17 protein-coding genes are annotated in these 20387 nt (G+C 51.1%); 9 read left to right on the top strand and 8 right to left on the bottom strand.

From position 1 onward, the window contains the following. The first annotated feature begins 114 nt into the window (after nucleotides 1–114). Nucleotides 115–1614 (top strand): inorganic phosphate transporter PitA, encoded by a 1500-nt coding sequence (gene pitA / locus NNN64_RS10035; RefSeq protein ID WP_137382012.1) that lies wholly within the window; start codon nucleotides 115–117, stop codon nucleotides 1612–1614. A 64-nt stretch (nucleotides 1615–1678) separates the two neighbouring features. Here the strand turns inward: pitA and uspB are convergent, their stop codons facing one another. Then, nucleotides 1679–2014 carry a universal stress protein UspB gene (uspB, locus tag NNN64_RS10030; protein WP_003023371.1) on the bottom strand — a complete coding sequence of 112 codons (336 nt, stop codon included), beginning with the start codon at nucleotides 2012–2014 and terminating at the stop codon, nucleotides 1679–1681. Between the two features lie 393 nt (nucleotides 2015–2407). Between uspB and uspA the strand changes: the two genes are divergently transcribed. Further along, the gene (gene uspA / locus NNN64_RS10025; RefSeq protein WP_137382013.1) at nucleotides 2408–2845 is read left to right on the top strand and encodes a universal stress protein UspA; all 438 of its coding nucleotides are present in this window, start codon (nucleotides 2408–2410) and stop codon (nucleotides 2843–2845) included. A 281-nt stretch (nucleotides 2846–3126) separates the two neighbouring features. After that, nucleotides 3127–4599 (top strand): dipeptide/tripeptide permease DtpB, encoded by a 1473-nt coding sequence (gene dtpB / locus NNN64_RS10020; RefSeq protein ID WP_271441285.1) that lies wholly within the window; start codon nucleotides 3127–3129, stop codon nucleotides 4597–4599. Nucleotides 4600–4685: 86 nt separating this feature from the next. Here the strand turns inward: dtpB and NNN64_RS10015 are convergent, their stop codons facing one another. Beyond that, nucleotides 4686–5189, bottom strand: a complete 504-nt coding sequence (locus NNN64_RS10015; protein ID WP_202037490.1) for an RrF2 family transcriptional regulator — start codon at nucleotides 5187–5189, stop codon at nucleotides 4686–4688. Nucleotides 5190–5420: 231 nt separating this feature from the next. On the opposite strand from NNN64_RS10015, the gene NNN64_RS10010 reads away from it, so the two are divergent. After that, complete coding sequence (locus tag NNN64_RS10010; RefSeq protein WP_271441284.1) at nucleotides 5421–6620, top strand: NAD(P)/FAD-dependent oxidoreductase; 1200 nt, start codon at nucleotides 5421–5423, stop codon at nucleotides 6618–6620. A 274-nt stretch (nucleotides 6621–6894) separates the two neighbouring features. Here the strand turns inward: NNN64_RS10010 and rsmJ are convergent, their stop codons facing one another. Both rsmJ and prlC read right to left on the bottom strand, forming a co-directional pair. Further along, nucleotides 6895–7644, bottom strand: a complete 750-nt coding sequence (gene rsmJ / locus NNN64_RS10005) for a 16S rRNA (guanine(1516)-N(2))-methyltransferase RsmJ (RefSeq protein ID WP_271441283.1) — start codon at nucleotides 7642–7644, stop codon at nucleotides 6895–6897. A gap of 8 nt (nucleotides 7645–7652) precedes the next feature. After that, nucleotides 7653–9695 carry an oligopeptidase A gene (prlC, locus tag NNN64_RS10000; protein ID WP_271441282.1) on the bottom strand — a complete coding sequence of 681 codons (2043 nt, stop codon included), beginning with the start codon at nucleotides 9693–9695 and terminating at the stop codon, nucleotides 7653–7655. A 207-nt stretch (nucleotides 9696–9902) separates the two neighbouring features. Between prlC and NNN64_RS09995 the strand changes: the two genes are divergently transcribed. Together NNN64_RS09995 and gorA are read left to right on the top strand one after the other, a co-directional pair. Then, complete coding sequence (locus NNN64_RS09995; RefSeq protein ID WP_271441281.1) at nucleotides 9903–10745, top strand: 23S rRNA (adenine(2030)-N(6))-methyltransferase RlmJ; 843 nt, start codon at nucleotides 9903–9905, stop codon at nucleotides 10743–10745. 104 nt (nucleotides 10746–10849) lie between these two features. Beyond that, on the top strand, nucleotides 10850–12202 hold the full coding sequence (gorA, locus tag NNN64_RS09990; RefSeq protein WP_271441280.1) for a glutathione-disulfide reductase: 1353 nt from the start codon (nucleotides 10850–10852) through the stop codon (nucleotides 12200–12202). 18 nt (nucleotides 12203–12220) lie between these two features. Here gorA and NNN64_RS09985 read toward each other — a convergent pair whose 3' ends face one another. After that, nucleotides 12221–12649 carry a hypothetical protein gene (locus tag NNN64_RS09985; protein WP_271441279.1) on the bottom strand — a complete coding sequence of 143 codons (429 nt, stop codon included), beginning with the start codon at nucleotides 12647–12649 and terminating at the stop codon, nucleotides 12221–12223. Nucleotides 12650–12840: 191 nt separating this feature from the next. Here NNN64_RS09985 and NNN64_RS09980 point away from each other — a divergent pair, with 191 nt between their 5' ends. Beyond that, nucleotides 12841–13563, top strand: a complete 723-nt coding sequence (locus tag NNN64_RS09980; protein WP_271441278.1) for a hypothetical protein — start codon at nucleotides 12841–12843, stop codon at nucleotides 13561–13563. Nucleotides 13564–13673: 110 nt separating this feature from the next. Here the strand turns inward: NNN64_RS09980 and NNN64_RS09975 are convergent, their stop codons facing one another. Then, on the bottom strand, nucleotides 13674–15068 hold the full coding sequence (locus NNN64_RS09975) for a cytochrome-c peroxidase (protein ID WP_271441277.1): 1395 nt from the start codon (nucleotides 15066–15068) through the stop codon (nucleotides 13674–13676). Nucleotides 15069–15494: 426 nt separating this feature from the next. On the opposite strand from NNN64_RS09975, the gene NNN64_RS09970 reads away from it, so the two are divergent. Next, nucleotides 15495–17144, top strand: a complete 1650-nt coding sequence (locus NNN64_RS09970) for an alpha,alpha-trehalase (RefSeq protein WP_271441276.1) — start codon at nucleotides 15495–15497, stop codon at nucleotides 17142–17144. 38 nt (nucleotides 17145–17182) lie between these two features. On the opposite strand, the gene NNN64_RS09965 is transcribed toward NNN64_RS09970, so the two are convergent. Next, nucleotides 17183–18772 (bottom strand): STY4199 family HEPN domain-containing protein, encoded by a 1590-nt coding sequence (locus NNN64_RS09965; RefSeq protein ID WP_271441275.1) that lies wholly within the window; start codon nucleotides 18770–18772, stop codon nucleotides 17183–17185. Between the two features lie 412 nt (nucleotides 18773–19184). Here NNN64_RS09965 and NNN64_RS09960 point away from each other — a divergent pair, with 412 nt between their 5' ends. Continuing rightward, nucleotides 19185–19541, top strand: coding sequence for a glycoside hydrolase family protein (locus tag NNN64_RS09960; protein ID WP_271441319.1), 357 nt, complete (start codon nucleotides 19185–19187; stop codon nucleotides 19539–19541). Between the two features lie 12 nt (nucleotides 19542–19553). Here the strand turns inward: NNN64_RS09960 and NNN64_RS09955 are convergent, their stop codons facing one another. After that, a complete protein-coding gene (locus NNN64_RS09955; RefSeq protein ID WP_271441274.1) occupies nucleotides 19554–20156 on the bottom strand; it encodes a helix-turn-helix transcriptional regulator in 603 nt (200 codons plus the stop codon). Nucleotides 20157–20387: the final 231 nt, after the last annotated feature.

Raw genomic sequence — 20387 nt, 5'->3', positions numbered from 1 at the left:
GGTGTAAAACAAAGCAGGAGACAAATCAAAAAAACTCTATATTTCACTTTGCCCGCGCCGCCAAAGTCACTGATAATGCGCCGCGTTCATGTCCTCAAAATGGCGTAACGTCCTATGCTACATTTGTTTGCTGGCCTGGATTTACATACCGGGCTTTTATTATTGCTTGCTCTGGCTTTTGTGCTGTTCTACGAAGCAATTAACGGCTTCCACGATACAGCCAATGCTGTCGCAACCGTGATCTATACCCGTGCAATGCGTTCGCAATTGGCGGTGGTCATGGCTGCGTTGTTCAACTTCTTTGGTGTTTTGCTGGGTGGTCTCAGCGTAGCTTATGCCATCGTGCATATGCTACCAACGGATCTGCTGCTCAACATGGGTTCTTCACATGGCCTCGCCATGGTGTTCTCCATGCTGCTGGCGGCAATTATCTGGAACCTCGGTACCTGGTACTTTGGTCTGCCTGCATCCAGCTCCCACACGCTGATTGGCGCGATCATCGGTATTGGTTTAACCAATGCATTGATGAACGGGACTTCAGTGGTGGATGCACTTAACATCCCGAAAGTGCTCAATATTTTCGGTTCACTGATCATTTCCCCTATTGTCGGTCTGGTGTTCGCTGGCGGTCTGATCTTCTTGCTGCGTCGTTACTGGAACGGCACCAAGAAGCGGGCGCGTATTCACCTGACTCCAGCAGAGCGTGAAAAGAAAGACGGTAAGAAAAAGCCGCCGTTCTGGACGCGTATCGCGCTGATCCTCTCCGCTATTGGTGTGGCGTTCTCTCATGGCGCTAACGATGGGCAGAAAGGTATTGGTCTGGTAATGCTGGTACTGATTGGCGTAGCGCCTGCAGGCTTCGTGGTGAATATGAATGCTTCTGGTTACGAAATTACGCGTACCCGTGATGCTATCAATAACGTCGAAACCTACTTCCAGCAGCGTCCTGATCTGCTCAAACAGGCGACCGGTGTTGATCAGTTGATTCCGTCTCCGACGGAAACGGCGACAACGACACCGGCAGAGTTCCATTGTCACCCGGCAAATACCATCAACGCGCTTGAGCGTGCGAAAGGTATGCTGGCGAACCTGGAAACCTACGACAAGTTAAGCGTTGAGCAGCGTAGCCAGCTGCGTCGCATTATGCTGTGCATTTCTGATACGACCGATAAAGTCGTGAAACTGCCTGGCGTAAGCAGCGACGATCAGCGTCTGCTGAAGAAACTGAAAACCGACATGCTGAGCACCATCGAGTACGCCCCCGTCTGGATTATCATGGCTGTTGCCCTGGCTCTGGGCTGCGGTACGATGATTGGCTGGCGTCGCGTGGCGACCACTATCGGTGAGAAAATCGGTAAGAAAGGCATGACCTATGCTCAGGGGATGTCGGCACAGATGACTGCCGCAGTCTCTATCGGTCTCGCCAGTTACACCGGTATGCCTGTTTCCACCACACACGTTCTCTCCTCTTCTGTTGCAGGGACGATGGTTGTTGACGGTGGCGGTTTGCAGCGTAAAACGGTAACCAGCATTCTGATGGCCTGGGTCTTCACCCTGCCAGCAGCGATTATCCTTTCCGGGGTGCTGTACTGGCTCTCCCTGAAGCTAATCTAAGCGCATGCACAGTAAAAAAGCGGGTCAGGAAACTGACCCGCTTTTTTTATATCTGTCGTAGAAATCAGTGCCAGATAATCAGCGCGACCATACTGATTAACACCAGCCCACATAACGCGCTGGTAAGGATGAACTGACCGCGAACCCGCTCACAGCGGCGAATAAACTCATCGTCATGATGATCACGGTAACGCTGAGCGTAGATATACCACACCAGACGCATCTGCTTGTTAGGTTGCCCATGCGAGGTAAAAAAGCCGCCCCCATCGACATACTGGTAAAGTAATGGATCGCAACCACGAAGTACCACTAACAGTGCGCGTAGCGAAGAAAAATAACGCGCCATATTAACAATGCAAACGACACATAAAGCCCAGAATAACGCAATGGTGCTTATCATATCTCCTCCCCGGCGACCCGCCCACGGAACTCCTTTCCGGGACTACCGCTCCCCGATACCCTGCCAAACCATTCAGTGAAGAGTACAACCGAAACCGCTCGTGTTAGTGTCACGCATCCGAACGCCTCTCTAAATAGTGTAGGAGATTAGTTAATTTTTTTGCCAGAAGGTTAATCACTATCAATGCAATTAACTAAAAAATTTGTTTAACTACTTGGCAAGCAAGGCGGATTGACGGATTATCCCGGTCGCTATAATGTAAGGATAGTCCTTAAAAGGTACGTTTTTACGACTGGGCTAGCCCCGCGCACAAAGTTCGCAGGACGCGGATGACGCGGCGGCAAATGAACGCCAGCAGGCTAGTCATCGACAACTTATGGAAGGAGTAACACTATGGCTTATAAACACATTCTTATCGCGGTTGATCTTTCTCCAGAAAGCAAAGTTCTGGTTGAAAAAGCGGTCTCTATGGCGCGGCCTTACAATGCGAAAGTCTCCCTTATCCACGTTGACGTAAACTATTCCGACCTGTACACCGGGCTAATCGACGTGAATCTGGGCGACATGCAGAAACGCATTTCTGAAGAAACCCACCACGCGTTAACCGAGCTGTCCACCAATGCAGGCTACCCAATCACCGAAACCCTGAGCGGTAGCGGTGACCTGGGCCAGGTCCTGGTCGATGCCATCAAAAAATACGACATGGATCTCGTCGTTTGTGGCCACCACCAGGATTTCTGGAGCAAACTGATGTCCTCCGCGCGTCAACTGATCAACACCGTTCACGTCGACATGTTGATTGTTCCGCTGCGTGACGAAGAAGAAGCATAAAATACTTGCTGCCGGGGAATAACCCGGCCCACTGCAAGCATTAAAGCCTGTAAACGCCCGCCTATGCGGGCGTTTTTGTTTTTATCATTCGGACACAATTAGTACATCAATCCAACAAATAAATCATAATTAGTGTGATCAACTAATTGGATCGAAAACTATCTCTATAATAATCTACCCTTACGGCTAATCGCCGCAGTCTATAACAAAACAAGACTTTTTCGGCGCGTTTAAGCATACGCGTTCATACTTTTCGGGATGGCTTTGAAAGGCGATGGAATATGAATAAAACTGCACCTACGGGCTTGCTGCAGCAACCTCGTCCGTTCTTCATGATCTTCTTTGTGGAATTATGGGAACGATTTGGCTATTACGGCGTTCAGGGCATCCTGGCGGTATTTTTTGTTAAGCAACTCGGATTTTCTCAGGAACAGGCATTTGTCACCTTTGGCGCGTTTGCTGCATTGGTATACGGCCTGATCTCCATCGGCGGCTATGTCGGCGACCATCTTTTAGGGACCAAACGCACGCTGGTGCTTGGCGCTATCGTGCTGGCACTTGGTTACTTCATGACCGGGATGTCACTGCTCAAGCCCGACCTGATTTTTGTCGCACTGGGTACCATTGCCGTGGGTAACGGGCTGTTTAAAGCCAACCCGGCAAGCCTGCTGTCAAAATGCTATCCCCCGAAAGACGCACGTCTGGACGGTGCTTTTACCCTGTTTTATATGTCGATCAACATCGGTTCGCTGTTGTCATTGTCGCTGGCACCGGTGATTGCCGATAAGTTTGGCTACGCCGTTACCTATAACCTGTGCGGTGCCGGGCTTATCGTTGCACTACTGGTCTACTTTGCCTGCCGTGGAATGGTAAAGAATATCGGTTCTGAACCCGATCATAAGCCGCTGAATTTCCGTAATCTATTCTACGTGCTGGCCGGTACGATAGTGATGGTATTTATCTGCGCCTGGCTGATGCACAACGTTAAAGTTGCCAACCTGGTGCTGATCGTCCTGTCGATTGCCGTGACGATCATCTTCTTTCGTCAGGCCTTCAAACTGGATAAAACCGGGCGCAATAAGATGTTCGTGGCCTTTATCCTGATGCTGGAAGCGGTAGTGTTTTATGTGCTGTACGCACAGATGCCTACGTCACTTAACTTCTTTGCCATCAATAACGTGCACCATGAAATTCTCGGTATTACCATCAACCCGGTGAGCTTCCAGGCGCTGAACCCCTTCTGGGTAGTACTGGCAAGCCCGGTCCTGGCCGCGATTTATACCCGTCTGGGTAACAAAGGCAAAGATCTGACCATGCCGATGAAGTTTACGCTTGGCATGTTCCTGTGCTCACTAGGCTTCCTGACTGCCGCCGCAGCCGGAATGTGGTTTGCCGATGCTCAGGGTTTGACGTCTCCGTGGTTTATCGTGCTGGTGTATCTGTTCCAGAGTCTGGGTGAACTGCTGATTAGCGCCCTGGGACTGGCAATGGTCGCCGCGCTGGTGCCACAGCACCTGATGGGCTTTATTCTGGGGATGTGGTTCCTGACGCAGGCAGCAGCCTTCCTGATGGGGGGTTACGTCGCAACGTTCACCGCGGTACCGGAAAACATTACCGATCCACTCCAGACCCTGCCTATCTACACCAACGTGTTCAGTAAGATAGGCCTGGTGACCCTGGCGGTAACGGTTGTGATGGCGATTATGGTGCCATGGCTGAACCGGATGATTAATACGCCGAGTACCGAGCAATAATCTTCAGTGCCGGATGCGGCTTACGCCTTATCCGGCCTACATTCAACATGCCCGATCGCTTTTCGCTATTGGGCATTTTCAATGCATTACCCTTTGCGCGCGGCAATCCACTCCTGTACTTCCACTACGAAGGTGTCCGGCGCTTTGCGGTACATCTTACGAGCCAAATCCAGAATGGTATGCTGGCCAAGTGCTTCTTCCATGCGCTGTTGCGCCATGTCCATTACCGAACGCACGCCGCAAATGCCTTCACAAGCCCACTGTGGCGGATGCTCCTCAAAAACGGCTAAACGCTGACGAATTTCACGACATTCAAAAATACGCTTATCGCCATCTATGGCATTGACCACATCCAGCACAGTGATGTCCTCCGCGGGTTTGGCCAACTGGAACCCGCCGCCCTTACCCTCGATACTGCGCACCAGACCTGCTTTCGACAGACGAGTGAAGATTTTTGCCAGATAGTCATACGGCACGCTTTGTAGTTCGGCAATTTCTCGCACGCTCATATCCCGCGCGTCGCCTTTGCTGTCGACCATACACATCAGGCTATGGATGCCGTACTCAACCCCGGAACTGTAAAATGCCATTTTTTATCTCAGCCAAAATGAATCTGAGTTTATTGTAGCTTTTTCATCTAATGCATTCCAGAGAACAGAGTAACCTCGCATGAGAATAAAAATATAAATAGATATTTATCAAATAGATAACAAAACATCCCGGCACAATAATGAAAAAAGGATCAGGATCGCATTGCAATTCATAACTACGACCAATAAAATCCGAGTAAATAAATCGTAGTCACCAGTGAGATAAAACTAATGCAGAAACAAATTCTGATCGTGGGTGCCGGTTTTGCCGGTATGTGGGCAGCATTGAGCGCCGCACGTCTGGCGGAGAAAAACCAGCAGACCATTGATATTACGGTGATTGCGCCACAGCCAGAGCTGCGTGTACGCCCGCGTTTTTATGAAAGCGCGGTCCACACGCTGGTCGCCCCGCTGCAACCCTTATTCGACGCTACCGGCGTTAACTTCCTGCAAGGTCACGTTGAGCAGATCCTCCCGGCCTCTAAAGAAGTCAGCTGGAAAGACGTCAACGGTGAAACCCACTTGCGCCATTACGACCGTTTGGTTCTCGCCAGCGGTAGCCATGTCGACCGCACCAGGGTTACCGGTGCTGCCGAACACGCCTTCGACCTCGATCAGTTGGAAAGTGCAGCTGTACTGGAACAACACCTGAAAGATCTGGCACAGAAACCGGAAAGTGACGCGCGCAATACCGTGGTAGTCTGTGGCGGCGGCTTTACCGGGATTGAGATGGCGCTGGAATTGCCGGGGCGTTTGCGCGAAATATTGGGTGCTGATGCTAAGACCAGAGTTGTCGTAGTTGAACGCGGCGCTCAACCAGGCGGGCGCTGGAGCCCGGAATTACGTGACGTCATTATCGAAGCCTCCGCTGAACTGGGCGTCGAATGGCGGGTCAATGCGGAAGTGGAGTGCGTGGATGCCTCCGGCGTCACGCTGAAAGATGGGCAGACCATCGCCTCACAGACCGTTATCTGGACGGTTGGCGTCCAGGCAAACGGGTTAACGGCGCAAATTGACGCACCGCGCGATCGCCAGGGCCGCCTGCATGTGGACGCTAACCTTCAGGTCATCGGCCATGATGATATCTATGCCACCGGCGATGTGGCTTACGCCGCCACCGATGACAAAGGCAATCACGCGCTAATGACCTGTCAGCACGCTATTTTACTGGGCAAATTTGCCGGAAATAACGCGGCAGCCAGCTTGCTAAACGTTGCGCCACTGCCGTACCGTCAGGAAAACTACGTTACCTGTCTGGATCTTGGTGCATGGGGCGCGGTGTATACCGAAGGGTGGGATCAGCAAGTGAAACTGACGCGTGCAGAGGCGAAAAAACTGAAGGTCTCAATTGTCAGTGAGTTGATATATCCACCGAAGGCTGACAAGACCGTGGCGTTTGAGATTGCCGATCCGCTGGCTCCATTCGTGTAGTCGAATCGCCGGATGCGGCTAACGCCTTATCCGGCCTACAAACTACCAGGCAATTATCGACACCACTGCGGTAACGCCTTATCCGGCCTACAAACTACCAGGCGATTATCGACACCACTGCGGTAACGCCTTATCCGGCCTACAAACTATCAGGCGATTATCGACACCACTGCGGTAACACCTTATCCGGCTTTCAAACCACACTCAGCCGTAGGCCTGATAAGCGTAGCGCCATCAGGCGATTCAGCGCATCAAACAGGATGCGGCCAACACGTTACGCCGTCCCGGCGTAAATATCAAAGCGATGCCCTTTGGTGACTACCGCATTGGGTGTCGCCACATCCGCGAGCGGCGGCGCGTAATCCGGGCGCTTCACCACAACACGTTTAGTCGCCAGCTGACGTGCTGGCATCAACAACCCATCGGCATCTAAGTCTGGCCCCACCAGCGACTGAAACACGCGCATCTCTTTTTTCACCAGCGCACTTTTCTGCTTATGTGGGAACATCGGGTCGAGATACACCACCTGCGGGCGCGGCGTGATATCGGTCAACGCCGTCAGACTGGACGCATGGATCAGTTGTAATCGCTCCTGCAACCACGGCCCGATTTCCGGGTCGGCATAACCACGGGCCAGGCCATCGTCGAGCAGCGCCGCCACCACCGGATTACGTTCCAGCATCCGTACATGGCAGCCAACGGAGGCCAACACAAACGCATCGCGTCCCAGTCCGGCGGTCGCATCGACCACGTCCGGCAAATAATCGCCTTTAATGCCGACAGCCTTCGCCACCGCTTCGCCGCGACCGCCGCCGAATTTACGTCGGTGCGCCATCGCCCCGCCGACAAAATCAACGAAGATGCCGCCGAGTTTAGGTTCGTCTCGCTTGCGCAGTTCCAGATGTTCCGGCGTCATCACCAGCGCCATCAGGTTGTCTGTATCATGCTCCAGCCCCCAGCGGGCGGCCAGGACAGATAAGGCGCCGTCTCCGGCGCCCGTTTCATCCAGTAAACAAATTTTCACGCGAACAATCAGCCCTTGATGCCGTAATGCGCCAGCATCGCATCCAGTTGCGGCTCGCGGCCACGGAAGCGTTTGAACAGCGTCATTGGCTCCTCAGAACCCCCACGAGTCAGGATGCTATCCAGGAACGACTGTCCGGTTTCGCGGTTGAAAATCCCCTCTTCTTCAAAGCGAGAGAACGCGTCAGCCGCCAGGACATCAGCCCACAGATAGCTGTAATAACCCGCTGCGTAGCCGCCGGCAAAAATATGGCTGAAAGCGTGTGGGAAACGACCCCATGTCGGCCCTGGCACCACAGCAACCTGCTTTTTAATCTCTGCCAGTGTTTCAAGGATTTTGGCCCCCTGCTGCGGGTTAAACTCAGCGTGCAGACGGAAATCAAACAGGCCGAATTCCAGCTGACGCAGAATAAACAGCGCCGCCTGGTAGTTTTTCGCCGCCAGCATTTTATCCAGTAATTCTTTCGGCAGCGGTTCACCGGTTTCATAGTGACCGGAGATAAACGCCAGCGCTTGTGGCTCCCAGCACCAGTTCTCCATAAATTGGCTCGGCAGTTCAACGGCATCCCATGGCACACCGTTGATACCCGAAACGCCGGCCGTTTCGATGCGGGTCAGCATGTGGTGCAGGCCGTGGCCAAACTCGTGGAACAGGGTGATCACTTCATCGTGGGTGAACAGCGCCGGTTTACCGTTCACCGGACGGTTGAAGTTACAGGTCAGATAAGCGACCGGTTTTTGCAACGTACCGTCGGTTTTACGCATCTGGCCGACACAGTCGTCCATCCACGCCCCACCGCGTTTGTGTTCACGCGCGTACAGATCCAGATAGAAACTGCCGCGCAGCTCGTTGTTTTCATCGTACAGTTCAAAGAAGCGAACCTCCGGATGCCAGACGTCTACGTCAGTACGCTCTTTCGCGGTAATCCCGTAAATGCGCTTAACCACTTCAAACAGGCCGTTAACGGCTTTGTTTTCCGGGAAGTAAGGACGCAACTGCTCGTCGCTGATGCTGTAAAGGTGCTGTTTTTGCTTCTCGCTGTAGTACGCGATGTCCCACGGCTGCAGCTCATCAACGCCAAATTCCGCTTTCGCGAAGGCGCGCAGTTGGGCCAGCTCTTTCTCACCCTGCGGACGCGCACGTTTGGCCAGATCCGTCAGGAACTCGAGCACCTGCTGCGGGTTTTCCGCCATTTTCGTGGCGAGAGATTTAAAGGCGTAGCTTTCAAAGCCCAGCAGTTGAGCCAGTTCGTGGCGCAGCGCGAGGATCTCTTCCATTATCGGGCTGTTATCCCATTTGCCCGCGTTTGGCCCCTGGTCAGATGCACGGGTGGAATAAGCGCGGTACATCTCTTCACGCAGAGCCTGGTTATCGCAGTAGGTCATTACTGGCAGGTAACTCGGGATGTCCAGCGTCAGCAGATAACCTTCCTGCTCTTTGGCTTCGGCCTGAGCTTTAGCGGCGGCCAGCGCACTTTCCGGCATCCCGGCAAGCGCAGTTTCGTCGGTGACGAGTTTGGTCCAGCCCATAGTCGCATCCAGCACGTTGTTGCTGTACAGGTTACCCAGTTCAGACAGACGGGTCGCGATTTCGCCATAGCGCTGCTGTTTTTCTTTCGGCAAACCAATGCCAGACAGCTCAAAATCACGCAGTGCGTTATCGACCGCTTTTTTCTGTGCGGTATTCAGGGTGGCGTAATGATCGCCATCGCGCAGATCGCGGTAGGCTTTGTACAGCCCCTCATGTTGCCCAACCCAGGTACTGTATTCAGACAGCAGCGGCAGCGTTTGTTCGTAGGCTTCGCGCAGCTCCGGGCTGTTTTTCACCGAATTCAGGTGACTGACCGGAGAGAAAATACGCCCCAGGACATCGTCCACTTCCGCCAATGGCTGGCAAAGATTTTCCCAGGTATACGGCGCGCCCTGCGCAACCACGCGTTCAACGTTTTCGCGGCAATCGTTTAGCGCCTTAGTCACAGCGGGCACGACGTGCTCAGGCTGAATTTTAGAAAACGGCGGCAGTTCGAAGGGAGTCAGCAATGGATTGGTCATTAGCGCGGTCCTGTTGAAAAGAGTGAATGAAGCGCGTATCCGGCGCTGTGCATATTATTTGTAGAATGGGGTTAAGTGTAGAGGATTTCAATGCTAACCGTGATGGAAAGACGCCCGGTGGCGCTGCGCTTACCGGGCCTACGGGTAATCTGTGCCGATCTGCTGTAAACTGTGGCAAATCGTCATTTCAGCGGAATTTCATTACCCATGCTCAGTTATCGCCACAGTTATCACGCAGGCAACCACGCCGACGTCCTTAAACACACCGTTCAGAGCCTGATCATTGAATCGCTCAAAGAGAAAGAAAAACCGTTTCTCTATCTGGACACCCATGCCGGGGCTGGCCGTTATCAGCTGAGCAGTGAGCATGCCGAACGCACCGGTGAATATCTGGAAGGCATCGCCCGTATCTGGCAGCAGGACGATTTACCTGCTGAACTGGAACCCTATATTTCGGTCGTGCAACATTTCAACCGGAGTGGTCAGCTGCGCTACTACCCGGGTTCTCCGCTGATTGCCCGCCAGTTATTGCGTGAGCAGGACAGCCTGCAATTGACAGAACTGCATCCGAGCGATTTTCCGCTACTGCGTTCCGAGTTCCAGAAAGACGAACGTGCGCGCGTCGCTAAAGCCGACGGCTATCAGCAGTTAAAAGCAAAATTACCGCCGGTTTCTCGCCGCGGATTGATCCTTATCGATCCCCCATACGAAATTAAGTCCGACTATCAGGCCGTCGTTGCCGGCATCAGCGAAGGTTACAAACGTTTCGCAACCGGTACCTATGCACTGTGGTATCCGGTAGTCCTGCGTCAGCAAATCAAACGTATGATTCATGATCTGGAAGACACCGGCATTCGTCGCATCCTGCAAATTGAGCTGGCGGTTCGCCCGGACAGCGATCAGCGCGGTATGACGGCTTCCGGCATGATTGTGATTAACCCGCCGTGGAAGCTGGAACAGCAGATGAACAACGTCCTGCCGTGGCTACACAGCAAACTGGTTCCGGCAGGAACCGGGCACACTTCCGTCAGCTGGATCGTGCCGGAGTAATCGCAGCCATCGGTGGAACCTTTTAATTTCAGGTATACAATCGCGAATATTTTGGCGGATGGCATAACGCTTCTCCGCCCTACAATGAACATGAAGGAGCGGTCATGACCAAGCACTATGATTACATCGCTATCGGCGGCGGCAGCGGCGGTATTGCCTCCATTAACCGTGCGGCAATGTACGGCCAGAAATGCGCACTGATTGAAGCCAAAGCGTTAGGCGGCACTTGCGTCAACGTTGGCTGCGTACCGAAGAAAGTGATGTGGCATGCCGCGCAGATCCGCGAAGCTATTCATATGTATGGCCCGGATTATGGTTTCGACACCACTATTAATAAGTTCGATTGGGATAAACTGATCGCCAGCCGTACCGCCTATATCGATCGCATTCATACCTCTTACGATAATGTGTTGGGTAAAAATAATGTCGATGTTATTAAAGGCTTTGCCCGCTTCGTTGATGCTAAAACCATTGAAGTGAACGGTGAAACGATCACTGCCGATCATATTTTAATTGCCACCGGCGGCCGCCCAAGCCATCCAGACATTCCGGGTGTGGAATACGGTATCGACTCCGATGGTTTCTTTGAACTGCCGGCACTGCCGAAACGCGTGGCAGTCGTTGGCGCAGGCTACATTGCCGTTGAACTGGCGGGTGTCATCAACGGTCTGGGCGCGCAAACACATCTCTTTGTGCGTAAACACGCACCGCTGCGTAGCTTTGATCCGATGATTGTCGAGACACTGGTTGAAGTGATGAACACTGAAGGTCCAACTCTGCATACCCACGCTATTCCAAAAGCCGTGGTTAAAAATGCAGACGGCAGCCTGACTCTGCAACTGGAAGATGGTCGTAGCGAAACGGTAGATTGCCTGATCTGGGCGATTGGTCGTGAACCGGCAACCGACAACTTCAACCTGGCGGCAACAGGTGTGAAAACCAACGAAAAAGGGTACATCGTTGTTGATAAATACCAGAATACCAGCGTTCCTGGTATTTATGCGGTCGGCGATAATACCGGTGCCGTTGAACTGACGCCGGTTGCGGTTGCCGCAGGCCGTCGTCTGTCCGAACGTCTGTTTAATAACAAGCCGGACGAGCATCTGGACTACAGCAACATTCCAACCGTGGTCTTCAGCCATCCGCCAATTGGTACTGTAGGGTTAACCGAGCAGCAGGCGCGCGAACAGCACGGTGATGATCAGGTAAAAGTGTATAAATCATCGTTTACCGCGATGTATACCGCCGTTACCTCTCACCGCCAACCGTGCCGCATGAAGCTGGTCTGCGTTGGACCAGAAGAGAAGATTGTCGGTATTCACGGTATCGGCTTTGGCATGGACGAAATGCTGCAAGGCTTCGCGGTAGCACTGAAAATGGGCGCGACTAAGAAAGATTTCGACAACACCGTAGCGATCCACCCAACTGCGGCTGAAGAATTCGTCACTATGCGTTAACCGCCCGAATGGCCGGTGTCAGGAAATGAGTAATTCCCCGACACCGGTACACTCTTCAAAAACAAACATCCTCCGATGCACATTCAGCAGACGCATTCCCGCCACATTGCAACGTCGTAAAACCACAGGCTGTGTGATCACGCAGTATGAAAACCAAACATTTCGCATGACACAATCTTCGAAAATAAGATTTTCGAGATAACAACGATTAAGTGTTAAATTTGCGAAAAGAATATTTTTGAAACTACTGTTAATTAAATTACTGCGAAAGAAAATCGCTTTTACGGGCTGACTCTGAATATGCTGGTCTATAAATTGCTGGTGTTCTTGCAAGCCATACACAGCAAATTTCGTGGGTTTATCTCCTTGATGTTGCAAAGTATTCTTCTCACGAGTATTTTGCAAATACAAAGGGGTAGCCCCCTGACGCTTAGCGTTAAGGTTCATAAAGATTCCAATAATTGTGACGTTATCCGGACGGATAACAAATAAGAGGGACCTTTAAATGACCTGTTTAACTACCTGGAAACAAGACCGTTTTTGTCCAATTATTTGCAGAGTTGCCTGGCGAGATAAAAGTTCAAAAACACAGTTATTACACAAATAAAAAAGAATAATTTCACTTAGGTGTATATTTCATGCCAAAAAGTAAAAGCAGCAATTGTATCCTGGTCATTGAATCCCCCTGGAAACTGGATGATCATGATTCAAATCGTTCTTCGGTCGTTCCCTTTATTCAAGGGATCGCCAGACTTCAGGGCGATACTGAGGTCTATTTTCTGAATTTCTACAATAAAAAGAGCTTCGAAATTGCCCTTGAATGCCTTTGTATGCAGGTTTTTCGCAATACGATTGTTTACGTGGCAGCACATGGTAGCGAATCACACATCAGTGGCATTCTGCTCAAAGATATTCTTCAAGCAGTCAGAGAAAAAGCCGCAGACAATAACATCAGCGGGTTGATGCTGGGATCGTGTTTTGCAGGAACCAAAACTCAACTGTTGAAAGAGCACACTCAGGGAAGTGGTTTGCGTTGGTGTGCAGGTTACTCTTCATCATGCGACTGGTTGACCGGAACGATGATTGACTGCGCTATCATCAGTAACGCCCTCAGCATCAAGAAATCACATTACGCTAGTCGCGAGAAAATGGTTCAGGCTTTCGCTGCTGCCGTCGCGCCTTTTGCGCCCGGCGCAATCATCGGCCAGAACAAAAAAGACAACGGCGTTCCCCTTTCTCAATCGTTGAAGATTGTTATTCAACCTGAAGGTCAGGGATACCATGCTCTCGTTTCCTCCAACGAAATATTTGCACAAGCACAGGAAGGCTACGTGCAGGAAGAAGAGCAAGAAATAGCTTAACTTATCGCCTGATATCGACGTGCTGTTGCAACCGAGCGGGCATGTTATACCCGTTCATTGAGGAAAATTATCCAGCCTGCATAACGTGTCAGGCTGGATAACGCCAGGAATTATTTACCCTGCATATACGGCGTATATACCCCGTTGAGGCTTTCAAGGAACGCCACGATATCGTCGATATCTTCCTGTGGCAGTTCTTTACCCACCTGATAACGCAGCATCAGTTTCACTGCGCCATCAAGCGTCGGTACATCGCCACGATGGAAATAAGGTGCAGTTAGCGCAACATTACGCAGACCCGGTACTTTCTGACGCAGCTTGTCACGTAATTCATTCGTGACGTTCATCCGGCCAATATCTGCCGCGGTGACTTCGCCAAAATTAAAGTCCTTTTTCAGCCCCAGAGGCTCGAATGAGCGTCCACCTAAAATAATACCGCCATGACAGGTCGCGCACTTATTATCTTTAAACAACTGATAGCCCTGTTTTTGCTGGGCAGTTAACGCCGTTTCATCGCCACGTAACCACTTATCAAATGGCGAATTTGGCGTAATGAGCGTTTTCTCAAACTCAGCAATCGCGTCAGTAATATTGTCACCACTGAATCCCTGCGGATAAACCGCGATAAATTGTTGCTTCAGAAGCGGATCTTTATCCAGTTTCTGGATAATTTCATCCCAGGATTTCGAGGCCATTTCAATCGGATTTAACGGTGGGCCACCGGCCTGCGCCTGCAGCGTCGGCGCACGTCCATCCCAGAATTGCTCCACGTTAAACACCGAGTTAAAGACCGTCGGCGCATTGATCGGTCCAACGGCGCCCCCCACGCCGATTGACGTTTTTCTGCCATCCACGCCGCCCGCATTCAGGGCATGGCAGTGCGCACAAGAAATCGTGCTATCGCCGGAAATCCGTGGATCATGATAGAGCGAGAAACCGAGCGCCACTTTACGGGCATCTGTCGGGATACTTTCCGGTATCGGTTGCACCGGTTCGTTGCGATGTTGAGCTGCCGTATCACTGCTGGCGTAGTACTGCTCGCGTTGTTTTGCGATCCAGCCAAGAATCTCTTTGCGCTCAGCATCACTAACCTTACCGGCCCAGTGCAGCGCGGTATAACGCGTTGGCGGCATAGTATCGTACTGCATCACCCATTCAATTTTATTCAGATCGCTTTGCGAAACGGGTTTATCCGCGACCAGTGCCGCACGCACGGCTTCAAGATTGAAGGATTTATATCCCAGTTGAATATCGTAATTCATCAACTGTTTAGCGACAGGAAAAGAAGAATAGAAAGGTAATTCCGCTGAAGGGGTATGACAATAATCGCATCCTTTTTCGCGTAAAAACCCTAATACTTTATTATTTTCTTCCAGCGTAGAAGCCTGAACATCAGCTTGTTTACTACGTTGATTATCGTGATACCACACATAACCGGATAATCCAAAATAACAAATCACGATGCCTGCTATAGCAATCGCGGTAAGACGGGTAATGATTTTCATTATTTTACCCTCACTGTTGTGAGTTATTGTGACCCAGAAAATTAGAATAATTAATGCACAGTCTTTGTCAGACCTGACCATCATAGGAAATGGAGGGATTACTTTTTTGATAAGTATCAATCAATTACATGGGCGGGAACTATCGATAGAATAGCCTGCGCCTATTATAAGAATGAGCCGTTACCTGGTTCTATTCACACCTCGTTGCAATCGAATGTTCTGAAAATGAAATAGTTTTAGATTGCGAAGAATTATAATTTTCCCATTGTTATCATTGGGATAGTTTTATTTCTTTATTATTGATAAGCATAAAAACGTGATCGACCGCACGCTTTACTCACCCGGCACCGAAGCGAATGTCTACGCTTAACAGACGACCAGGCAATAGCCTTAGCATTTCAACCGTTACCGGAGGTCTTTCTCATTATGCTCAACCAGAAACTACCCCACGCCCCTTCAGAAGAACTGACGATCGACGTCGATCTACTTTATGAAATGGATCCGTGCGAGTTAAAGCTGGATGAAATGATTGAGGCGGAGCCTGAACCGGAAATGATTGAGGGACTTCCCGCCTCGGACGCGTTAACCCCCGCCGATCGTTACCTCGAACTGTTCGAGCACGTCCAGTCCTCAAAACTGTTTGCTGATAGCAAAACCTTTCCCGACTGCGCCCCCAGAATGGACCCACTGGATATTTTGATTCGCTATCGTAAAGTCAAACGACACCGGGACTTTGACCTACAACGCTTTGTCGAGAACCACTTTTGGCTGCCGGCCCCCCCCACCAGCGAATATGTTTCCGACCCTGAAAGCTCGCTGAAAGAGCATATTGATCAACTGTGGCCAGTGCTGACTCGCGAGCCGCAGGATCATATTCCCTGGTCTTCGCTGCTGGCGCTACCGCAGTCATACATCGTGCCAGGCGGACGCTTTAGCGAAACCTACTATTGGGATTCCTACTTCACCATGCTGGGTCTTGCAGAGAGTGGCCGGGAAGACTTACTGAAATGTATGGCAGATAACTTTGCCTGGATGATCGAAAACTATGGTCACATCCCGAACGGCAACCGCACCTACTACCTGAGCCGCTCCCAGCCACCGGTCTTTGCGCTAATGGTCGAACTGTTCGAAGAAGATGGCGTACGCGGCGCTCGTCGCTATCTTGATCATCTCAAAATGGAGTACGCGTTTTGGATGGATGGTGCCGACTCGCTGGTACTTAATCAGGCGTACCGTCATGTTATCAGAATGCCGGACGGTTCTCTGCTCAACCGCTATTGGGACGATCGTGATACCCCGCGCGATGAGTCCTGGCTTGAAGATGTAGAAACGGCTAAGCATTCAGGTCGACCACCAAATGAGGTTTATCGGGATCTACGTGCGGGTGCGGCCTCCGGCTGGGATTATTCATCACGTTGGTTGCGCGATGCCGGTCGCCTCGCCAGCATCCGCACCACTCAGTTCATCCCGATTGACCTGAACGCATTCCTCTACAAACTGGAAAGTACGATTGCGAACATTTCTGCATTAAAGGGAGAGCGAGATACCGAAGCACTGTTTCGCCAGAAAGCCAGCGACCGCCGTGCCGCCGTGAACCGCTATTTGTGGGACGATGAAAATGGCTGCTATCGCGATTACGACTGGCGACGTGAGCAGATGGCCCTCTTCTCTGCTGCCAGCATCGTTCCGCTGTATGTCGGCATGGCGACCCATGAACAAGCTGACCGACTCGCCAACACGGTACGCAGTCGCTTACTCACGCCAGGCGGCATTTTAGCAACCGAGTATGAAACCGGTGAACAGTGGGATAAACCCAACGGCTGGGCACCGTTGCAGTGGATGGCGATTCAGGGGTTTAAACTGTATGGCGATGACCATCTCGGCGATGAGATTGCCCGTAACTGGCTGAAGACGGTTAATATTTTTTATCAGGAACACCACAAGCTAATTGAAAAGTACCATATCGCTGACGGCACGCCGCGCGAAGGCGGCGGTGGGGAATATCCGCTGCAGGACGGATTTGGCTGGACGAATGGCGTGGTGCGCCGATTAATCGGTTTGTACGGTGAACCGTAAATGTCTGACGGCCTGATGCCACGAAATGCATCAGGCCGTTAGTTAATGGCATCGTACAGCGCGGTGTGGATTTTCTGCCATTTCTTGTTCTCTGCATTGGGATCTGCACGCACACGCAGTTGGGCCTGTTCCACATCATACTGCTGACGAGCAACGACCTCCGGTGTAGAGCAGAAACTGTGTAGGTAGCTTTTATGCAGTGACGTTAGTGATGCGCCATTCGACATGGCATGGCTGAGCGTATTCATAAACTGCTGGCAGGGCCTGGCCTCATCCATCTGTGAGGGATATCGCAGCAGAAGCTTCAGAACGGCGGTATTCCCCGCGGAAAATGCCTGCTCCGTCCACGCCAGCTTCCAGTCCATACCGCCTTGCAGGAACAGCGACGTGACGCGGGTATCGTTGCGATCGATAGCCGCCCGCATATTAAAGGTATCCCATGTAATGCCCATTCGGGTCACCGATTCTCGCGCGGAAGGCGCATCACGCCGCGGCTCCTCCTGTACTATCTCAACAGTTTGCCCTGAAGATGCTTGCGGTGCAGATGCATTGAATAGCCAGAAAGCGCCCAGAGAGATAGCCAGTACCATGACACCGACAGCCGCCCACAGCATGCCGGAAATCAGCTGTTCGCGCTCTTCGGCCGTGCGCTGCGCTCGCTTTTCAGGAGGATCGATACTGTCGGCAATTTCCATTTTATCGCCTCCAGCCTGCTCGTCTTTTTGCCTTGCCGTTTCCCAGAATTGACGCACCGTCGACTCATCAGAGTCCAGATATGATGCGGGATTGATACGCGTTCGGCGCTCTTCAAACGCCCGCTGCACAGAATGCGTAATTTGTTGATACTGGTAATTTAACAGCATCAGCTGTACTGACGTCAGCGGTTGCTGAGCAATGACAGCGTTTCGCGCCAGTCGGCAATCATCCAGAAACATCCGCAGCGTTAAGCGCGGTTCAACAAACAGCATCAACACTGACGTATCATTAAAAATCTGCGTAAAGTGACGAACAAATAGCTTCTTATCGACCACCATCAACGCCAGTTCGCTAAACAACATGCCGTCCAGCGCATCACGCCCTTCGCCCAGCTTTAACCAGCGACGCAAGCGTTCAGCGCCAAAGTGCTGCTTCAGGAAACTGTTTAGCGGATGCTGATCTGGCCATACCCGAGCGACGAGGGCTTTGAGCGTTAACTCTATTGCGCGAAGCTGACGCTGCGCCCGCATCTGCGCATCTGGCCCCCCGATTTCGATATCGGTTTGATAGTTCAGGAGCGGTTGTTGCTGGCGTAATTGCTCCAGTGCCGCTACAAAACGCAGCGCGGAAATCAGCTGGTTTTCACTGACATCCTGGCCACTTTCATACTGAGGCACACTCTGTTGAAGATGGCGTAAGCGCAACGTGAACTGACTGAGTTGCGCATCATTCATCTGCAAACGTCTGGCGACAGCCCCCCAACCGCCCAGATTCAGTCTGGCCTGATCGAGTTGCTCCAGAAACCAACGCGGATCTTTGCCCTCTGCCACATGTACGCCTAACAGCAGCAAAATTTCCACCGACGCCTGACGGATGATCCCCAAACAGTGTTCAAATGGCGCACATGTCGCCTGTAACGCGCTATTGGTCATTATCTTCCCTAAAAGAGCCCAGAAAGGTGCGGCCTCACGATGTATTTCGTTATCTTTTTATAAACGTGGTACTGCGCAGAATAGCGCCGCAGCACACTAGAACACATTCATATAACAAATAAATGTGTTTTGCAGTGACAACGGCAAAATCATTGAAATTTATTCTGGAGATAAACCCGTGTCTGTGTTGAAAACAGCGCGACCGCCTCACAATGACGGAGAGTGACTGGCTATGTCTGGTGATACGCAATAGCATATCGGGAAAAGTGCCTGAGATGACAGGATGTTCAGCCGGTAAAAACGTGAATGCCACCCCTTAAGTCGTAAGGCGTTTATGGCCAAAAATGGCCATATGGCAACTACGTCTGCTGATAATTATCTTTATACTGTTTTTCTTTTAAGAGAAATCATTATGCCGCATTGCGCCGCTCATTTTACCCCCGCCGGTATTGCATTTATCAAGCAATGGCAGGGCCTGTCGCTGGAAAAGTATCAGGATAAAAATGGTGTATGGGTCATTGGCTACGGGCATGAAATTACACCCGATGAAACCTTTGTTACCCCCATTTCAATGGCGCAGGCAGAGGCTCTGCTGCTCGCGGATCTGGATATCTGCAAAGCATTAATACGCACAAATAAACCTCAGCTTAACGACCCGTTTCAACAAGAGGCCTTTATTGCGTGGATGCTAAGTGTTGGGATAACGCGCTTTTGTCACGCAGAAATGTGGTCAGTTAATATTTCACAGCCAGATAGCGTCTGGCCGTGAAATAAATATCAATTATAGAAATTCATTTAACATCATTGCCGCCTGAGTACGGTTTTTAACTTCCAGGCGCTGATAAAGTGACTCAAGGTGGGCTTTTACCGTTCCGGTACTGATATTTAACAGCCGACCAATTTGTTTATTTGACTCACCAGCCGCCAGCATGGTCAGGATCTCTCGCTGGCGGGCGCTTAATGTTTTTATATTTTGCCTGCTGCTATCGTTTGTCGCTAAGTGATCCCTGGGAAGAAACATCATGCCCATCGCAACGCTGTTAAGCGCCAGAGTAAAGGTTTCAGCATCAGAGTCACGTGGCACAATGGCCAGCACGTTTAATTGCATCGCATCCTGCAGCCATTTCTTACTGCAATCAGTGGCAGAGATCAGCACCTTCACCGTTGAAAAAGAGTGTGCAATCTGTTGCAACAAGCCGCAGCAAAACACACCGTCGAGATCGCCATCCAGCATGAGCAGCGCATCTGGGGTGTTTTCCAGTTTTTGCCAAAGGTCATCTGCCTGACTGACACCCTGAACATTCACTCCTGGAATTCGTTGCTGCAAACTTACATTCATTCCATGAATAAATATTGACTGCCTGTCAAACATTATTACCTGCATTATTAACTCTCCGTCTGAAAAATAGTGGCTTTGAGACGTGAAAGGGTATTATTCACGAGGAAAAATAAGAACTCACCATTTGGCAGGGGTCATTCTACCGATAACAGAAGAATAAAGAAGCAGGAGTTATGAATAGTTACAGCTCAAAAAAAAGGATTACACAAAGCGGGCAGAACAGGATAGATTTCTGAGATATTCCTCATTTATCGCGGGTCAGAACCTCTTATTAAT

It is taken from the genome of Citrobacter sp. Igbk 14, from assembly GCF_028069825.1.
Lineage (GTDB): Bacteria > Pseudomonadota > Gammaproteobacteria > Enterobacterales > Enterobacteriaceae > Citrobacter.
The sequence above is the reverse complement of the archived record's forward strand: the minus strand, read 5'-3'. Positions and strand labels throughout refer to the sequence as shown.